The sequence below is a fragment of the Isoptericola aurantiacus genome, from assembly GCF_044769875.1.
In the GTDB taxonomy this organism is placed as follows: Bacteria; Actinomycetota; Actinomycetes; order Actinomycetales; family Cellulomonadaceae; genus Isoptericola; species Isoptericola aurantiacus.
In genome coordinates, this window is record NZ_JBJBAE010000002.1 from 293,588 (window position 1) to 309,594 (window position 16,007).

A 16,007-nucleotide genomic window follows, 5' to 3' on the forward strand; every position below is an offset into this window, starting at 1 on the left:
GTGCCCGCGGCTCCCGCCTAGACTTGCCCGGTGCGTCTTCTCTTCGCCGGAACCCCTGAACCCGCCGTCCCCGCCCTGCGCGCCCTGCTCGACTCCGACCACGAGGTCGTCGCCGTCCTGACCCGGGCCGACGCCCGCGCCGGACGGGGCCGTCGGCTGGTCCCCAGCCCCGTACGGACCGCCGCCGAGGAGGCCGGCATCCCCGTGCTCACCGACGTCCCCCGCGGCGAGGAGTTCGTGGCGCGCCTGCGCGAGCTCGACGTCGACGCCGCCCCCGTGGTCGCCTACGGCCACCTGCTGCGCCCCGACGTCCTGGCCGTTCCCCGCCTGGGCTGGGTCAACCTGCACTTCTCGGTGCTGCCGGCCTGGCGCGGCGCCGCCCCCGTCCAGCACGCGATCCTCGCCGGGGACGAGGTCACCGGCGCCACCACCTTCCTGCTCGACCAGGGCATGGACACCGGCCCCGTGCTGGGCACCGCCACCGAGACGATCCGGCCCCGCGACACCTCGGGGGACCTGCTCGACCGGCTCGCCACCTCCGGTGCCGGGCTGCTGGTGGCCGCCCTCGACGCCCTGGCCGCCGGCACCCTCGCCCCGCAGCCGCAACCGGGCGACGGCGTCTCCGTGGCCCCCAAGATCACCCGCGAGGACGCCCTGGTGCGCTGGGCCGACCCGGCGCTCGCCGTCGACCGGCGCGTCCGGGCGGTCACCCCGGCACCGGGAGCCTGGACCACGCTGCCCCCGGGGCCCGACGGCGACGCCGCGCGGCTCGGGATCGGGCCGGTCACGCCGCGTCCCGAGACCACCGACCTCGGTCCCGGACAGGTGCGCGCGACCAAGGCCGAGGTGCTCGTGGGCACCGGGACCCACGCCGTCGCCCTCGGCACGGTGCAGCCCGTGGGCAAGAAACCCATGGCGGCGGCCGACTGGGCCCGCGGCGCCGGCCGCGCCGTCGTCGACGCCGTCCTGGGGGGCGACCGATGAGCGCGGACCGACGCGACGGGCACCAGGACGACCGACGCGACGCACGGGGCCGCCAGCGCGGCGCCGCCCGGTCCCGCGGCCAGGGCCACCGCACCGCCCGGGCGCCCTCGCAGCGCCGACGGACCACCGACCCGGCGCGCACCGCGGCCTACGACGTGCTGCGCGAGGTCGACACCTCGGACGCCTACGCCAACCTCGTGCTGCCGCCGCTGCTGCGCGAGCGCGGCATCACCGGACGCGACGCCGGGTTCGCCACGGAGCTCGCCTACGGCACCCTGCGGCTGCGCGGCCGCTACGACGCGATCCTGAGCCGGTGCGTCAGCCGCCCGCTGGACCAGCTCGACCCCGAGGTGCTGGACGTGCTGCGGCTCGGCGCGCACCAGGTGCTCGGCATGCGGGTGCCCGCCCACGCCGCCGTCTCCGAGACCGTGGGGCTGTGCCGCGACCGCGTCGGCGCCGGCCCCGCCCAGATGGTCAACGCCGTGCTGCGCGCCGTCGGACGGCGCCCGCTGGACGACTGGCTCGCCGAGGTGCGCGCCGACGCCCCCGACGTCGTCACCGAGCTCGCCCGGACCGGCTCGCACCCCGTGTGGATCACCCGCGCGCTGCGCGAGGCGCTGCACGGGCACGGCCGCGACGCCGGCGAGATCGCCGACCTCCTCGAGGCCGACAACACTGCCCCCCGCGTCACGCTCGTCGCCCGACCCGGGCTGACGGACCCCGAGGCGCTCGGCGACGGCGCCGCGGACGTGCGCCTGGAGCCGGGGCGCTGGGCGCCCACCGCACGCGTGCTGGGCTCGGGCACCGACCCGGCGGCGCTGGCCGCCGTCGCCGACGGCCGCGCCGGCGTCCAGGACGAGGGCTCGCAGCTGGTCACGCTCGCCCTGGCCGAGGTGCCGCTGGAGGGAGCCGACGCGCGGTGGCTCGACCTGTGCGCCGGCCCGGGTGGCAAGGCGGCGCTCCTGGGCGCCCTGGCGGCGCAGCGTGGTGCACGGCTCGTGGCCAACGAGGTGCAGCCGCACCGCACGCGCCTGGTGCGCCAGGGTCTGCGTTCCCTGCCCGACGGCGCGGTGGAGGCTGTCCGCACCGGTGACGGCCGGGAGGTCGGGGCCGAGGAGCCCGGAGCCTATGACCGCGTGCTCGTGGACGCCCCCTGCACCGGCCTGGGGGCGCTGCGGCGTCGACCCGAGTCCCGCTGGCGGCGCACCCCCGCCGACCTCGGCTCGCTCACCGGCCTGCAGGGCGAGCTGCTCGGCTCCGCCCTCGACGCCGTGCGCCCCGGGGGAGTGGTCGCCTACGTCACGTGCTCGCCCCACCTGGCCGAGACCCGGCTCGTCGTCGACGACGTCCTGCGCCGGCGCGACGACGTCGAGCGCCTCGACGCCCGCGCGGCCGTGCGCGCGGTGCTGGTACCCGGCGCGCCGATCGACCTCGGCGCCGACGACGGCGGTGCGGACGGCCTGGACGTCCAGCTCTGGCCGCACGTGCACGGCACGGACGCCATGCACCTGACGCTGCTGCGGCGCACGTCCTGAGGATCGACGGCTGACAGGAATTCCTTGCGTCTATTTCATTGTCGGGATACTCTGACACTCTACTCAGTCAGAAAAACCTGACAACGGAGGCGACGTGACCACCACCGACCGCTGGACCCACGCCCGCGGCCCCCGCGACCTCGGCCGCTACGTCCGACAAGCCCGCAAGCACCACGGACTCAGCCAGGCGGCGCTCGCGGACGAGCTCGGCCTGACGCGGCAGTACGTCTCCGAGGTCGAGTCCGGCGTCGGCAACCTCTACATCACGCGACTCTTCGAGATGTTCGACGAGCTGGGGATCGAGGTCCGCCTCGAGCAGCGGGGCAGCGATGATCGCGCCTGAGCTGGATGCCTGGCTCTACGGCCGCCGCATCGCCCGGTTCTCCGCGCGGGACACCGGTCGCGGCGCCCGGCGCGTGGAGCTCGAGTGGGACCCCGGCGCGGTCGACCGGTGGGGCTACGGCTCGCGGGTCCTGTCCCACCTGCTGCCCATGGATCCCGACGCCGCGCCCGCGCCGGCCCGGGTCACGGCCTGGCTCGACGGGCTGATGCCCGAGGGCCGTGTCCGCGACCACATGGCCATGGACGTCGGCGTCGACCCCGACGACCCGGTCGGCTTCTTCGGCGCGTACGGCGGGGACACCGTCGGCGCGCTCCGGTTCGTCGCCGTGGGGGCCGAACCGCGGGACCACGACCGCGAGGCGGCGCGTCTCGACGACGCCGGGGTCGCGGACCTGCTGCGCGCGAGCATCGCTCGCGCCGGGGGACAGGCTCGCAGCCAGCGCCTCACGAGCTCGTTGCCCGGGATGGAGCCGAAGATCGGGCTCGTGCGCGACGACGGCGCCTGGTGGCGCGCCGCCCCCGACGAGGCGACCACGCACATCCTCAAGGTCGCCCGCGACGCGGACTCGCCGACGGCCGACCTCGTGGACACCGAGGCGGCCGCCCTCGACCTCGCGCGCCGCATCGGGCTCACCACGATCCGGGCGCACGTGGAGACGTTCGAGGACGTGCGCTGCCTGGTGGTGTCCCGCTACGACCGCGTGCCCGACGCCGTCGCACCCGGCGGACTGCGCCGCATCCACCAGGAGGACGCCGCCCAGGCGCTCGGCATCAACACCCGCGACCCCGAGCGCAAGTTCCAGCACGGACGCGCGATCCCGTCGCTGCGGGCGATCGCCCAGGTGCTGCGCGACGACGGTACCCGCCCGGACCGGCTGCTCGCCCTGACGACGCTCAACCTGGCCCTCGGCAACACCGACGCCCATGCCAAGAACGTCTCGATGCTGCGTCGTGCCGACGGCACGGTGACGCTGGCGCCCGCCTACGACATCTCCATGCACCTGCACCACGACCACGCGTCCCGGGTCTTCGCGATGGACGTCGCCGGACGGCGGGACATGGACGCCATCGGCGGAACCGACCTCGTCGCGGAGGGCGTCTCGTGGGGTCTTCCGCAGCGTCGGTCGGCGCGCGTCGTCGCCACGACGCTGGACGACCTGCGCGCAGCGCTGGGAGAGATCGACCGCGACGCGCACCCCGGCGTGGGCGGTCCCGCCTGGCGCACGGTGGAGCAGCGCACGGACGCGCTGCGCGCCGACCTGCTCTGACCCCCGAGGCCGCTGCGCGTCAGCGCAGGGTGCGCTGCAGCAGCATCGTGCTGACCCGGCGGCCGTGCTTGACCCCGACGTCACGCAGCACGCCGGCCACCTCGAAGCCGAGCCGGCGGTGCAGCGGCAGCGACCCCGCGGCGGCGGGGTCGTCGGCGACCACGGCGATCACCTGCTGCACGCCGCCGAGCGAGCAGGCGTCCAGGAGGGCGGAGAGCAGTCGGGTGCCCACCCCGCGGCGTTGCGCGGCGGGGGAGAGGTAGATCGTGGACTCGACGGTGTGCCGGTAGGCCGCCTTGGGGCGCCACGGGGCGGCGTAGGCGTAGCCGACGACGTCGTCGTCGATCTCGGCCACGAGGAACGGCAGCCCGAGCTCGCGCAGCTCGTCCAGCCGGGTGGTCCAGGCGGAGGCGTCGGGCGGCACCTCGTCGAAGGTCACCGCCGTGCGGAGCACGTAGGGCGCGAGGATCTCCGCCACGGCGGGCAGGTCGCGCTCCGTGGCGGGGCGGATCGCCGGACGCGCGGCGTCGTCGGTCCGGCGGGAGGCGTCAGCGGTGGATTCCACGGCGCGAGCGTAGTCCCGGGACCTGCCGCGGCATTCTGGTGCCACGATGTCGAGTATGCGGCTGCGGCTCCGTCCCTGGGGTGAGACGGCCACCCTGGGCCGTACCGCCGAAGGAGATCCTGATGACCAAGTACCTGCTGCTCAAGCACTACCGCGGAGCCCCGGCCGCGGTGAACGACGTCCCGATGGACCGCTGGACGCCGGAGGAGGTCTCGGCCCACCTGCAGTACATGGACGACTTCGCCCGCCGGCTCGAGGGGACCGGCGAGTACGTCGACGGTCAGGCCCTGTCGCCGGAGGGGATGTTCGTGCGCTACGACGGCGAGGGGCGTCCGCCGGTCACGGACGGGCCCTTCCCGGAGACCAAGGACCTCATCGCCGGGTGGATGGTGATCGACGTCGAGAGCCAGGACAGGGCGGTCGAGCTCGCCGGCGAGCTCTCGGCGGCCCCCGGTGCCGGTGGCCGGCCGATCCACGAGTGGCTCGAGGTGCGCCCGTTCCTGGGTGCGCACACGACCACCACGGACTGACGCACGGTGGACGAGGACCGGCTACGGAGCCTCACCCCCACCGTCATCGGCGTCCTCTGCCGCCGCGGTGCGGACTTCGCGGCGGCAGAGGACGCGGTGCAGGAGGCGTTGGTCGAAGCGCTGCGCGTGTGGCCGGACGACCCTCCGCGGGAACCCCAGGGGTGGCTCGTGACGGTGGCGTGGCGCAAGTTCCTCGACGCCGCACGGGCCGAGACGGCTCGCCGGCGCCGCGAGCTGCGCGCGGGGGCCGAGCCGCTCCCGCTGCCCGGAGGGGAGTCCGACGACACGCTGAGGCTGTACTTCCTGTGCGCGCACCCGTCGTTGACCCCGGCCTCGGCGGTCGCCCTGACGCTGCGTGCGGTGGGCGGGCTCACCACGCGGCAGATCGCGCAGGCCTACCTGGTGCCCGAGGCCACGATGGCCCAGCGGATCAGCCGGGCCAAGCGCACCGTTGCCTCGGTGCGGCTCGACGAACCCGGCGACGTCGCCACGGTGCTGCGGGTGCTGTACCTCGTCTTCAACGAGGGGTACTCCGGGGACGTCGACCTGGTCCGCGAGGCGATCCGGCTCACGCGGGAGCTGGCGGCCCTGGTCGATCACCCGGAGGTCGCGGGCCTGCTGGCGCTGATGCTGCTGCACGACGCCCGCCGCGCAGCCCGGACCGATGCCGACGGCCGCCTCGTGCCCCTCGCCGAGCAGGACCGGAGCCGGTGGGACACCGCGAAGATCACCGAGGGTGTCACCGTGCTGCAGGCGGCACTAGCTCGTGACCGGCTCGGCGAGCTCCAGGCGCAGGCCGCTGTCGCGGCGCTCCACGCCGATGCCCCGTCGGTCGAGGAGACGGACTGGGTGCAGATCGTCGAGTGGTACGAGGAGCTGCTGCGACTCCACGACAGCCCCGTCGTCCGCCTCAACCGTGCCGTCGCCGTCGGGGAGGCCGACGGCCCCCGGGCGGGCCTGCGGGCGCTGGAGGAGGTCGATCCCGGCCTCCCGCGCCGGACCGCCGCTGCCGCGTACCTGCACGAGCGGGACGGTGACCCGGTGACCGCGGCGCGGCTCTACGCCGAGGCGGCCCGCGAGGCGACCAGCATTCCGGAGCGCGACCACCTCCTGCGACAGGCGTCCCGGATCAACGCCCGTGCGGACGGCCGGACGACGGACGCGAGCGCCGGCGTCGACGGCTCCTAGACGCCCGCCGGGGGCCACACGCCGATGATCACGGCCATGACGGCGAACGTCACCAGCTCGTGGGCCACGTTCATGGCGGTCAGCGCGACCGGCCGGCCCTCGAACGCGTCGTGGGTGACGAACCGTGCGGCGGTGAAGCCGGCCCACAGGAACCCCGCGGTCGCCAGAGCGGCACCGACGAACCCGCCGCCGTAGAACTCCCACGCGATGTAGGTCGCCCCGGCCAGCACCCACGCGGACACGAAGCTGACCACCACGGTGACGGCGATCGGTCCGACGGCGCTGCCCTGGGACTCGCGGTCGATCCGCGCCAGCCGCATCCACGCCGTCCCGAACACCCGGGGCGTGTACCAGACCGAGCCGACGACCATCGTCGAGACCGTGGCGACCACGACGGCCCAGTAGTTGATCTCGGGAACCATGCGGTGCTCCTCTGCGCACGTGCCGGCCGGTGACCGGCTCTACGCTGGGCATCATGGCAGCCCTGATCAACCCGAGCATCCTGTCGGCCGACTTCGCGAACCTCGAGCGCGACCTGCAGCTCATCGCGACCGCCGACGCCGCGCACGTCGACGTCATGGACAACCACTTCGTGCCCAACCTCACGCTCGGCCTGCCCGTCTTCGAACGGCTCACGCAGATCTCCCCGGTCCCGGTGGACGGGCATCTCATGATCGAGGACCCGGACCGCTGGGCCCCTGCCTACGCCGAGGCGGGAGCCTCGTCCGTCACGTTCCACGCCGAGGCCGCGCAGGCGCCGGTGCGGCTCGCCCGGGAGCTGCGGCGGCTCGGGGCACGAGCGGGGGTCGCGCTGCGGCCGGCCACGCCCGTGGAGCCGTTCCTCGACCTCCTGGCCGAGGTCGACATGATCCTGGTCATGACGGTCGAACCGGGCTTCGGCGGGCAGTCGTTCATCGAGGGCACTCTGCCCAAGATCCGGCGCGCGCGGGACAGGATCAGCGAGCTCGACCTGGACGTGCACATCCAGGTCGACGGGGGAGTGTCGCGCACGACGATCGAGAGGGCGGCCGAGGCGGGCGCGAACGTGTTCGTCGCGGGCTCCGCGGTGTACGGGGCCGACGACGTCCCGGCGGAGATCGGTGTGCTGCGGGACCTGGCGAGCCGGCACACGCACTGACGGCAAGGATCTGGTCCCGCAGGGGGCGGGCGGATCGAGGTGCTCTCGACCCCGCAGACCTGCCACGAGGGGAGCGGCGCGTACCCGCAGGGGGATCCGCTGGACGTGACGGGAGAGGTGGTCCTGATCCTGCATGACGACGCCGACCACGGGTTGCGCACGGTCACGCCCTTCGACGGGGTGGTCGCCCCGGGGCCGGCCGGCGATCTGCCCGCTCGCCGGCCCGCCGAGCACCGCAGAGTGTTCGATGAAAAATAGTGTGCCAAGCGTGAAACCACGACCCTGGCGTCCCGCACACCGGGACAAGGCCCTGACAGCCGGGGGTGGCGTCTAGGCTGGAGGGGTGAAGACCTTCGAGTCCCTGTTCGCCGAGCTGTCCGAGAAGTCCCGGACCCGACCTGCCGGGTCGGGGACCGTCGCCCAGCTGGACGCCGGCGTCCATGCGATCGGCAAGAAGATCGTCGAGGAGGCCGCCGAGGTGTGGATGGCCGCCGAGCACGAGTCGGACGAGGCGGCGGCGGAGGAGATCTCGCAGCTGCTGTACCACCTGCAGGTGCTGATGGTCGCCAAGGGGTTCACCCTGGAGGACGTGTACGCGCATCTGTGAGCGCCCGGTCCTGCGTCGTCCGACGCAGGACCGCCGCGCGCGCTCCGGTCCGCACCACCGCCGTCGTCCCACCCGATCCGAACGAGGTTCCCCGTTGCTCCGCATCGCCGTCCCCAACAAGGGCTCGCTGTCCACGCCCGCCACCGACATGCTGCGCGAGGCCGGCTACCGCCAGCGCCGTGACACCCGTGAGCTCGTGCTCGCCGACGCCGACAACGGGGTCGAGTTCTTCTTCCTCCGCCCGCGCGACGTGGCCGTCTACGTCGGCGCCGGGACGGTCGACGTGGGCATCACCGGCCGCGACCTGCTCCTGGACTCCGACGCGGACGCGGTCGAGCACCTGCCGCTCGGGTTCGCCGGCTCGACGTTCCGCTTCGCGGCGCCGGCGGGCACCGTCGACGACGTGGCGCAGATCGTCGGCAAGCGCGTCGCCTCGTCGTACACGACGCTCGTGCGAGCGCACCTGGCCGAGCGCGGCGTCGAGCCGGCCGCGATCGTCCACCTCGACGGTGCGGTCGAGAGCTCGGTGCGCCTTGGCGTCGCCGACGTCATCGCCGACGTCGTCGAGACCGGGACCACCCTGCGGGCCGCCGGGCTCGAGGTCTTCGGAGAGCCCATCCTGCGCTCCGAGGCCGTGCTGATCCGCCGCGCCGGCACCGGGCTGCCGGCCGGGGTGGACATCCTCACCCGCCGGCTGCAGGGCGTCATCACCGCCCGGGAGTACGTGCTCCTCGACTACGACGTGCCGATGGACCTGCTGGACGCCGCCGTCGCGGTCACCCCCGGCTTCGAGTCGCCCACGGTGTCCCCGCTGCACAACGGGCAGTCGGCGGCCGTGCGGTCGATGGTCCGTCGCGCCGAGACGAACCAGGTCATGGACGCGCTGTACGACGTCGGGGCCCGCGGCATCCTCGTGACCTCGATCCACGCCTGCCGCCTCTGACGATGTCCGACGACGGCACGCGGGACCGCTTCCGGACCTTCCGGCCGCTGTGGGCCCGCGTCGCTGTCGTGGTGACCGGGGCCGTCGCCGTCGGCGGGAGCCTGGTGGTGGGCCTCGGCGCCGACGACGGGATGCTGCTCGACGACGGCACACGCGTGGCGTTCGTGGCTTTCGCCGTCGGGGTCGCATGGTTGCTGTGGCGGCTCGGCGGCGTGCACGCCCGCCCGGACCCCGACGGTCTCACCGTGCGCAACGTGGTCCGCACCCGGCGGGTCGCCTGGGCCCAGATCGTGGGCGTCCGGCTGACCATGAACGATCCGTGGGTGACGCTGGACCTGTCCGACGGCGGGACGCTGGCCGTCATGGGCATCCAGCGCGCCGACGGCGAACGGGGGATGGCGGAGGCCCGCCGGCTGCAGGATCTGACCCGTCAGCTCGGCGAGGCCCCCGAACGACCCTGACCCCGCAGGATCTCAGCGTGCCGCGTGGGCGGGACGCCGCTCGGTGCGGGGTGCGCGGCGCTCCGGCGCACCCTTGTCGACCGAGATGCGCAGCTGGCGTCCGGCGACGTTGGCGCGGCCGATGCGGTGCATGGTCGCGTCGTCGAGCGGCTTGGTGATGTCCACCAGGGAGAAGTTCCCGAAGATGTCGATCTTGCCGATGTCGGCACCGCGCAGTCCGCCCTCGTTCGTCAGCGCACCGACGATGCCGCGGGGCTGCGCGCCGTGCGTGTGACCGACGGAGATGCGGTAGCGGGTGCCCTCCGCGGGCCGGCGGATGCCGCGGCGAGCGTGGTCGCTCTGGCGGTCGCCCCGCTCGGCGCGCTGGGTCTCGCGCGTGCGCCCGCCCTTGACCTCGGCACGCTCCTTCTCGTGCGCCTCCTGGGCGGCGAGGTAGGCGGGGCCGTCGTCACCGACCGCGAGCGCCAGGAGCGCTGCTGCGACCTGGGCGGCGTCGGGCGCGGTGCCGTCCTCGCGGGGCGCGAGGTGCTCGGCGAGGAGCTCGCTGTACAGGTCGAGGCGTCCGGCCTCGAGCCGGGCGGGCACGGTGCCGAGGATGGTGCGGGCTCGGTGGGCGGAGACGTCGCGGGGGGAGGGGATCTCGGCCTCGACGAGGCGGGTGCGGATCGTGCGCTCGATGTGCTTGAGCTTGCCGCGCTCGTGGGGGGTCACGAAGGAGAGCGCCTTGCCGGTGCGCCCGGCGCGGCCGGTGCGACCGATGCGGTGGACGTACGCCTCGGCCTCGCGGGGGATGTCGAAGTTGACGACGAGCCCGATGCGGTCGACGTCGAGCCCGCGGGCGGCGACGTCGGTGGCGACGAGGACGTCGAGGGAGCCGTTGCGCAGGCGCTCGACGATCTTCTCGCGCTCCTTCTGGGCGACGTCGCCGGAGATGGTGGCCGCGGAGACGCCGCGTTCGACCAGCGCGACGCCGACCTCCTCGGCGGCGGCGCGGGTGCGGGTGAACACGATGGTGGCGTCGGCGTCGGAGGTGGCCAGGACGCGCACGAGGGAGCCGACCTTGTGGCGGAACGGCACGACGGCGTAGGTCTGCTCGACGGTGGTGACGGTGCTGGACTGCCGGCTGACGGCGATCTGGACCGGGTCGGTCATGTGGGTGTCGGCGACGGCGCGGATCGCGGGCGGCATGGTGGCGGAGAACAGCGCGACCTGGCGCTGCGCGGGTGCCTGGCCGAAGATCTTCTCGACGTCCTCGGCGAAGCCCATGCGCAGCATCTCGTCGGCCTCGTCGAGGACGAGGAACTTGACGTCCTGCAGGGACAGCGCGGAGCGCTCCATGTGGTCCATGACGCGTCCGGGGGTGCCGACGACGACGTGGACGCCGTCGCGCAGGGCGCGCTGCTGGGGGACGTAGGGCGAGCCGCCGTACACGGGCAGGACCTTGACCCCGGGCAGGTGGGCGGCGAAGGACTCGACGGCGTCGGCGACCTGCATGGCGAGCTCCCGGGTGGGGGCGAGCACGAGGGCCTGGACGTGGCCGCGCGAGACGTCGACGGCGGTGTCGACGGCGGCGAGCAGCGGCAGCGCGAACGCGGCGGTCTTGCCGGTGCCGGTCTGGGCGACGCCGGTGATGTCGCGGCCGGAGAGCAGTGCGGGGATGGCCTCGGCCTGGATGGGCGAGGGGGTGGTGAAGCCCTGGTCGTCGACGGCCTTCTGCAGCGGTGCGGGCAGGTTCAGGTCGGAGAACGTGGGCTGGGCGTCGGTGGGCAGCGTGGAGTCAGGGGTGCTCATGGTGAGGTGACCGTTTCGTCGGTGCGGGGGAGTCCTGCCACGCCGGGGGCGGGGCGGTCGCTCGGTCCCGGACACACACCTGCACCTGGCTCGATACTGCTCGACTGCTGCCAGGGCCTACGAACACGCGGGAAGACGACGAACTCCGAATGGATTGGTCCCATCGTACGTGTCGCGCCCGGGACGTGGCAGGGCACGGCGCGGTGAGTTTGCCCACTGCGCCCCGTCGTGGCCCGTCATGCGTAGGATGTTTGGGGCAGTGGATCCGGTGGACGCGGGCGGTGGACGTGCAGGCAGGTCGGCAGGTGAGCTCGGCCGTGTGGACGGTCCCGAACGTCATCAGCATGGTGCGCCTGGCCATGGTGCCCGTGTTCGCCGTGCTGATCGTGACGGGGGAGGACCTGTGGGCGCTGGTGGTCCTCGCGGCCTCGGGAGCGAGCGACTGGCTCGACGGCTTCCTGGCTCGGCGGCTGGACCAGGTGTCGAGGTTGGGGCAGGTCCTGGACCCGGCGGCCGACCGGCTGTTCATCGTGGTGACGCTGATCGGTCTGACGTGGCGCGGCGTGGTGCCGCTGTGGGTGCTGGTGGTGGTCGTGGCGCGTGACGTGATGCTCGCCTGCCTGGCCCCCGTCCTGTCGCGGCACGGCTACGGTCCGCTGCAGGTCGGCTTCGTGGGCAAGGGGGGCACGTTCGCGCTGCTGTACGCGTTCCCGCTGCTGCTGCTGGCGCAGTCGCCCGGTACGGTCGGCGCGGTCGCCCAGGTGGTGGGCTGGGCCTTCGCCTGGTGGGGCGTCGGCCTGTACTGGTTGGCCGGCCTGCAGTACCTCGTGCAGACCCGACGCCTGGTCGCCGCCGACGCGGGCGGCCCGGGGCGGGTGGAGTCATGACGTCGACCCCGACGAGAAGGCCGGACGAGTCGATGACCCTGCTGGTCGAGGTGATGGAGAAGCCGCTCGACCCCGGTTACGCCGAGGCGGCTCGGCGGCGCGAGGCCGGCCAGCGACGTCCGAGCAGGCCGTCGCTCTTCCTGCTGGGTCTCGTGGCGGTGCTCCTGGGGCTGATGACGGTCCTGGCCGCCCAGCAGCTGCGGGTGCCGGCCCAGGGCCTGTCGGCCCGTGAGCTCCTCGCCGACGAGATCACCGACCGGCAGGCGGAGGCCGAGGCCCTGCGCGACCGGTCCGTCGCCCTCAACGAGGAGATCGACGCGCTGCAGGCCGATGCGCTGGCGGGCCAGGACCAGGCGACGCAGGACCAGATGCTGCTCGACGCGGTGGTCACCGGGTCGATGGCTGTCACGGGCCCGGGTCTCGAGGTCACGATGACCGACGGCGGCGCCGACCTGGGGGAGGACGCGGACGCCTCGGACGCCCGGGTGCAGGCCGTGGACCTGCAGACGGTCGTCAACGCGCTGTGGGCCTCCGGGGCCGAGGCGATCAGCGTCGGCGACCAGCGCCTGACGTCGTTGTCCGCGATCCGCCATGCCGGGGAGGCCGTCATGGTCGATCTGGTGCCGTTGCCCGGTCCGAGCTACGTCGTGCGGGCCGTGGGTGACCCCGAGGAGATGCAGGCCGCGTACGCTCGGACCGGTGCGCCCGCCTACACGCAGCTGTTGTCCTCCGGATACGGGATCACGACGACGCTGGGGACGGCCTCCGAGCTGACCCTGCCCAGCATCGGCAACCAGCTGTTGCGGTATGCGGAGCCGATGGGTAAGGACCCGTCGGACGACTCGACCCCGGAGGAGAACTCATGATCGCCGTCGTCGGTCTCGCGATCGGCGTGGTCGTCGGTCTCGTGCTCGAGCCGACCGTCCCGGTCTTCCTGCAGCCCTACCTGCCGATCGCCGTGGTCGCCGCCCTGGATGCGCTCTTCGGCGGCCTGCGGGCCAAGCTCGACGGCCTGTTCGACGACAAGGTCTTCGTCGTGTCCTTCCTGTCGAACGTCGTGGTCGCGGCCTTCATCGTGTTCCTCGGCGACCAGCTCGGGGTCGGGTCGCAGCTGTCCACCGCGGTGGTGGTGGTGCTCGGCATCCGGATCTTCTCCAACGCTGCCGCGATCCGCCGGCACCTGTTCAAGGCGTGACGATGAACGAGGAGCACGAGCCCGGACAGCACACCGACGAGTCCGCTGCGTCGGCCCGGACACCGGGTGACGACGTCGAGGCCCTCGACGTGCCGCCGGCTCAGGACCCGGGAACGCCGACGGACCAGCCGAGCGACGACGTGCCGAGCGACGACGACGACGTCGAGGCCGGCGCGGCGGGGCACGTCGCCGCCGGACCTGTCGCGGCGGATCGCGCCGTCGAACCGGACCAGGAGCCGCCGACGCCCGAGGCCGCGACCACCCCGGCGGACCCGCTGGATCTGTCCGTACCGGTCTCCGAGCTCGCCGTGGACGACGACCAGCTGTGGGACGCCTCCGCCGCGAGCGCCGCCGTGGCCGACGGCGACCCGGCGGACCCGCAGGGAGGTGTCGAGCAGGACGCCGCCGCGGGACCGGACCCACTGGCTGCCGGCCCGGACGACCGGGGCGAGCCGGACCCGTTCCCTGACGGGCTCGAGCGTCGATCCCCGGACGGTGACGCCGCACCCTCGGCGGCGGAGCGGCCCAGGGGCTGGCACGCCCTGCTGGGCACGACGCGACCGCGTGCGAACAGGTCCCAGGTGCTGGTGATGCTGCTGTGCGCGGCACTGGGGTTCGCCCTGGTGGTCCAGGTGCAGCAGTCGTCGCAGGATCCCTTGAGCTCGGCACGTCAGGACGACCTGGTGCGACTGCTCGACGAGGTCACCCAGCGCTCGGAGCAGCTCGAGGACGAGGTCGTCGAGCTGTCGCAGACCCGGGACGAGCTGCGGTCGGGCAGCGGCCAGGCGCAGGCCGCGGTGGACCTGGCCGAGGAGCGGGCCGCGTCCGAGGGGATCCTGTCGGGGCGGTTGCCCGCGACGGGGCCCGGGCTGGAGATCGTGATCTCGGACCCGGACGGTCTGCTCCCCGCGGCCAAGATGTTCAACGTCCTGGAGGAGCTGCGCAACGCGGGCGCGGAGGTCGTGGAGCTGAACGGACTGCGGCTGGTGACCTCGACGTGGTTCCTCGACGCCGACGGCGGGATCCTGGTCGACGGTGTCCGGTTGCAGTCCCCGTACCGGTGGACGGTGATCGGGGACCCCGCGACGCTGAGTCCTGCGTTGGAGATTCCCGGCGGAGCGTTGGCGACGGTGCGCACGGAGGGCGCCGAGGCGACCACGAACGCGAAGGACGTCGTCGAGGTCACCGCGGTACGCGAGCCTGCCGAGCCGCAGTACGCCACGCCGCAGCGCCCCGACGAGTGATCCTGTCCTGGCTTCCCGCGACGGCTTCCGACGGGGTAGGTTGAGCGGACGACGGTGCACGTCGGAACGCTCGATCCAGCAGGAGGACTGATGACGGACCCTGGCGCACTCCCGCCGCGTGAGGCAGGAGCCGACACCACGGCCCACCTCGGCAGGATCGGCGCTTCGGCGGAGGAGCAGAACCCGCGGATTCCGTTGACGGCGGAGGAGGCCGCGGCGGTGTCGGCGCTGCCGCGGCACTCGGCCCTGCTGGTGGTCCAGTACGGCTCCGGTGCGGTGGGGGAGCGGTTCCTGCTCGACTCGGACCGCACGGTGGCCGGCCGTAGCGAGCACGCGGACGTGTTCCTGGACGACGTGACGGTCTCGCGCAAGCACGCCGAGTTCGTGCGGGACGGGGAACGGTTCGTCGTGCGGGACATCGGTTCGCTGAACGGGACCTACGTGAACCGCGACCGTATCGACGCCGCTGAGCTCGTCACCGGCGACGAGGTCCAGATCGGCAAGTTCCGGATGTCCTTCCACGCGAGCCCGCAGGCGCCACGGGACGTCCAGGCGCCGACCCCGTGACCGGGAGGGCCGAGGCCCGGAGCAGCCCGGAGCCGGCGGACCTGCCTGAACCCTGGCCCCGGGGGATCTCCCGGCAGCCGGACATGCGGATCTCGCAGGTGCTGGCCCAGCTGCGGGGCGACTTCCCGGCGGTGTCGCACTCCAAGCTGCGGTTCCTCGAGGAGCAGGGACTCATCACGCCGGTGCGCACCGCCGCCGGCTACCGCCAGTACAGTGCCGCGGACGTCGAGCGGCTGCGGTTCGTCCTGGCCGAGCAGCGCGACTCCTACCTGCCCCTGAAGGTGATCAAGGAACGTCTGGCCGCGATGGACACGGGCGAGGACGGCCCACGGCCTGCCCCGCGGCCCGCGTCGGAGGGTGTGCCCGGTGATGCGGGCCGTCGGCGGTGGACCGTCGAGTCGGTCGCCGAGGCCACGGGGGCCACGACCTCACTGGTGCGCTCGCTCGTCGACGCCGGGGTGCTGCGGACGGTCTCCGGCTCGCTCGACGCCACCGCACCGGACGTCGTCCGGTTGGTGGTGCAGCTGTCCGAGCACGGCATCGAACCCCGGCATCTGCGGCCGCTGCGGGCGTCGGCCGAACGTCACGTGGGACTGGTGGACCAGGTCGTGGCCCCGTACCGCAGCCAGCAGACCTCCGCGGGCCGGGCACGCGCCGACGAGCTCGCCGACGAGCTGGGCGACCTCCTGGCCCGGCTGCACGGCACCTGGATCCGGCAGGGCACCGCCGACCTGGGTTGACGGCCCGGGCCGCCCGTTCCCG

The 16,007-nt window shown here is 73.7% G+C and carries 20 protein-coding genes; 17 read left to right on the forward strand and 3 right to left on the reverse strand.

From position 1 onward, the window contains the following. The first annotated feature begins 30 nt into the window (after window positions 1-30). The 4 genes from fmt to ACIQLL_RS08140 all read left to right on the forward strand — a co-directional run bounded on the left by fmt (window position 31) and on the right by ACIQLL_RS08140 (window position 4,129). Complete coding sequence (gene fmt, locus ACIQLL_RS08125; protein ID WP_402465296.1) at window positions 31-984, forward strand: methionyl-tRNA formyltransferase; 954 nt, start codon at window positions 31-33, stop codon at window positions 982-984. Next, window positions 981-2,519 carry an RsmB/NOP family class I SAM-dependent RNA methyltransferase gene (locus ACIQLL_RS08130; protein WP_402465299.1) on the forward strand — a complete coding sequence of 513 codons (1,539 nt, stop codon included), beginning with the start codon at window positions 981-983 and terminating at the stop codon, window positions 2,517-2,519. The genes fmt and ACIQLL_RS08130 overlap by 4 nt, the downstream gene beginning before the upstream one ends. Before the next feature lie 94 nt (window positions 2,520-2,613). Beyond that, entirely contained in the window at window positions 2,614-2,862 is a 249-nt protein-coding gene (locus ACIQLL_RS08135; RefSeq protein WP_402465301.1) for a helix-turn-helix transcriptional regulator, read from the forward strand. Then, a complete protein-coding gene (locus tag ACIQLL_RS08140; RefSeq protein WP_402465303.1) occupies window positions 2,849-4,129 on the forward strand; it encodes a type II toxin-antitoxin system HipA family toxin in 1,281 nt (426 codons plus the stop codon). The genes ACIQLL_RS08135 and ACIQLL_RS08140 overlap by 14 nt, the downstream gene beginning before the upstream one ends. A 19-nt stretch (window positions 4,130-4,148) precedes the next feature. Here ACIQLL_RS08140 and ACIQLL_RS08145 read toward each other — a convergent pair whose 3' ends face one another. Next, window positions 4,149-4,694, reverse strand: a complete 546-nt coding sequence (locus ACIQLL_RS08145; protein WP_402465304.1) for a GNAT family N-acetyltransferase — start codon at window positions 4,692-4,694, stop codon at window positions 4,149-4,151. Window positions 4,695-4,816: 122 nt separating this feature from the next. Here ACIQLL_RS08145 and ACIQLL_RS08150 point away from each other — a divergent pair, with 122 nt between their 5' ends. Next, a complete protein-coding gene (locus ACIQLL_RS08150; RefSeq protein WP_402465307.1) occupies window positions 4,817-5,224 on the forward strand; it encodes a YciI family protein in 408 nt (135 codons plus the stop codon). 6 nt (window positions 5,225-5,230) lie between these two features. Then, a complete protein-coding gene (locus ACIQLL_RS08155) occupies window positions 5,231-6,412 on the forward strand; it encodes an RNA polymerase sigma factor (protein WP_402465309.1) in 1,182 nt (393 codons plus the stop codon). On the opposite strand, the gene ACIQLL_RS08160 is transcribed toward ACIQLL_RS08155, so the two are convergent. After that, window positions 6,409-6,834, reverse strand: coding sequence for a DUF1761 domain-containing protein (locus ACIQLL_RS08160; protein ID WP_402465313.1), 426 nt, complete (start codon window positions 6,832-6,834; stop codon window positions 6,409-6,411). The two genes, ACIQLL_RS08155 and ACIQLL_RS08160, sit on opposite strands and share 4 nt — an antisense overlap. Window positions 6,835-6,887: 53 nt before the next feature. On the opposite strand from ACIQLL_RS08160, the gene rpe reads away from it, so the two are divergent. The 5 genes from rpe (at window position 6,888) to ACIQLL_RS08185 (ending at window position 9,561) form a co-directional block, all read left to right on the forward strand. Then, window positions 6,888-7,550 carry a ribulose-phosphate 3-epimerase gene (rpe, locus tag ACIQLL_RS08165; RefSeq protein ID WP_402465316.1) on the forward strand — a complete coding sequence of 221 codons (663 nt, stop codon included), beginning with the start codon at window positions 6,888-6,890 and terminating at the stop codon, window positions 7,548-7,550. Window positions 7,551-7,589: 39 nt separating this feature from the next. Beyond that, entirely contained in the window at window positions 7,590-7,808 is a 219-nt protein-coding gene (locus tag ACIQLL_RS08170; RefSeq protein WP_402465319.1) for a hypothetical protein, read from the forward strand. Window positions 7,809-7,893: 85 nt separating this feature from the next. Next, the gene (locus tag ACIQLL_RS08175) at window positions 7,894-8,157 is read left to right on the forward strand and encodes a phosphoribosyl-ATP diphosphatase (protein WP_402465322.1); all 264 of its coding nucleotides are present in this window, start codon (window positions 7,894-7,896) and stop codon (window positions 8,155-8,157) included. Window positions 8,158-8,251: 94 nt separating this feature from the next. Then, the gene (gene hisG, locus ACIQLL_RS08180) at window positions 8,252-9,100 is read left to right on the forward strand and encodes an ATP phosphoribosyltransferase (protein WP_402465324.1); all 849 of its coding nucleotides are present in this window, start codon (window positions 8,252-8,254) and stop codon (window positions 9,098-9,100) included. Between the two features lie 2 nt (window positions 9,101-9,102). Beyond that, complete coding sequence (locus ACIQLL_RS08185; RefSeq protein ID WP_402465327.1) at window positions 9,103-9,561, forward strand: PH domain-containing protein; 459 nt, start codon at window positions 9,103-9,105, stop codon at window positions 9,559-9,561. 12 nt (window positions 9,562-9,573) lie between these two features. Here the strand turns inward: ACIQLL_RS08185 and ACIQLL_RS08190 are convergent, their stop codons facing one another. Further along, window positions 9,574-11,352 carry a DEAD/DEAH box helicase gene (locus tag ACIQLL_RS08190; RefSeq protein ID WP_402465329.1) on the reverse strand — a complete coding sequence of 593 codons (1,779 nt, stop codon included), beginning with the start codon at window positions 11,350-11,352 and terminating at the stop codon, window positions 9,574-9,576. 305 nt (window positions 11,353-11,657) lie between these two features. On the opposite strand from ACIQLL_RS08190, the gene ACIQLL_RS08195 reads away from it, so the two are divergent. The 6 genes from ACIQLL_RS08195 to ftsR all read left to right on the forward strand — a co-directional run bounded on the left by ACIQLL_RS08195 (window position 11,658) and on the right by ftsR (window position 15,985). After that, the gene (locus tag ACIQLL_RS08195; protein WP_402465332.1) at window positions 11,658-12,239 is read left to right on the forward strand and encodes a CDP-alcohol phosphatidyltransferase family protein; all 582 of its coding nucleotides are present in this window, start codon (window positions 11,658-11,660) and stop codon (window positions 12,237-12,239) included. Further along, a complete protein-coding gene (locus ACIQLL_RS08200) occupies window positions 12,236-13,105 on the forward strand; it encodes a DUF881 domain-containing protein (protein ID WP_402465334.1) in 870 nt (289 codons plus the stop codon). The genes ACIQLL_RS08195 and ACIQLL_RS08200 overlap by 4 nt, the downstream gene beginning before the upstream one ends. After that, the gene (locus ACIQLL_RS08205) at window positions 13,102-13,434 is read left to right on the forward strand and encodes a small basic family protein (RefSeq protein ID WP_402465337.1); all 333 of its coding nucleotides are present in this window, start codon (window positions 13,102-13,104) and stop codon (window positions 13,432-13,434) included. The genes ACIQLL_RS08200 and ACIQLL_RS08205 overlap by 4 nt, the downstream gene beginning before the upstream one ends. Window positions 13,435-13,436: 2 nt before the next feature. Further along, window positions 13,437-14,678, forward strand: a complete 1,242-nt coding sequence (locus ACIQLL_RS08210) for a DUF881 domain-containing protein (RefSeq protein WP_402465340.1) — start codon at window positions 13,437-13,439, stop codon at window positions 14,676-14,678. A gap of 90 nt (window positions 14,679-14,768) precedes the next feature. Then, window positions 14,769-15,245 (forward strand): FHA domain-containing protein, encoded by a 477-nt coding sequence (locus ACIQLL_RS08215; protein WP_402465343.1) that lies wholly within the window; start codon window positions 14,769-14,771, stop codon window positions 15,243-15,245. 83 nt (window positions 15,246-15,328) lie between these two features. Continuing rightward, complete coding sequence (ftsR, locus tag ACIQLL_RS08220; RefSeq protein ID WP_402465345.1) at window positions 15,329-15,985, forward strand: transcriptional regulator FtsR; 657 nt, start codon at window positions 15,329-15,331, stop codon at window positions 15,983-15,985. Window positions 15,986-16,007 lie beyond the last annotated feature (22 nt).

Coding starts and splice junctions, on each gene's coding strand:
- ACIQLL_RS08130 (WP_402465299.1), top strand. CDS start 981: ATGAGCGCGGACCGACGCGACGGGCACCAGGACGACCGACGCGACGCA.
- ACIQLL_RS08140 (WP_402465303.1), top strand. CDS start 2,849: ATGATCGCGCCTGAGCTGGATGCCTGGCTCTACGGCCGCCGCATCGCC.
- ACIQLL_RS08150 (WP_402465307.1), top strand. CDS start 4,817: ATGACCAAGTACCTGCTGCTCAAGCACTACCGCGGAGCCCCGGCCGCG.
- ACIQLL_RS08160 (WP_402465313.1), bottom strand. CDS start 6,834: ATGGTTCCCGAGATCAACTACTGGGCCGTCGTGGTCGCCACGGTCTCG.
- rpe (WP_402465316.1), top strand. CDS start 6,888: ATGGCAGCCCTGATCAACCCGAGCATCCTGTCGGCCGACTTCGCGAAC.
- ACIQLL_RS08185 (WP_402465327.1), top strand. CDS start 9,103: ATGTCCGACGACGGCACGCGGGACCGCTTCCGGACCTTCCGGCCGCTG.
- ACIQLL_RS08190 (WP_402465329.1), bottom strand. CDS start 11,352: ATGAGCACCCCTGACTCCACGCTGCCCACCGACGCCCAGCCCACGTTC.
- ACIQLL_RS08200 (WP_402465334.1), top strand. CDS start 12,236: ATGACGTCGACCCCGACGAGAAGGCCGGACGAGTCGATGACCCTGCTG.
- ACIQLL_RS08205 (WP_402465337.1), top strand. CDS start 13,102: ATGATCGCCGTCGTCGGTCTCGCGATCGGCGTGGTCGTCGGTCTCGTG.
- ACIQLL_RS08210 (WP_402465340.1), top strand. CDS start 13,437: ATGAACGAGGAGCACGAGCCCGGACAGCACACCGACGAGTCCGCTGCG.
- ACIQLL_RS08215 (WP_402465343.1), top strand. CDS start 14,769: ATGACGGACCCTGGCGCACTCCCGCCGCGTGAGGCAGGAGCCGACACC.
- ftsR (WP_402465345.1), top strand. CDS start 15,329: ATGCGGATCTCGCAGGTGCTGGCCCAGCTGCGGGGCGACTTCCCGGCG.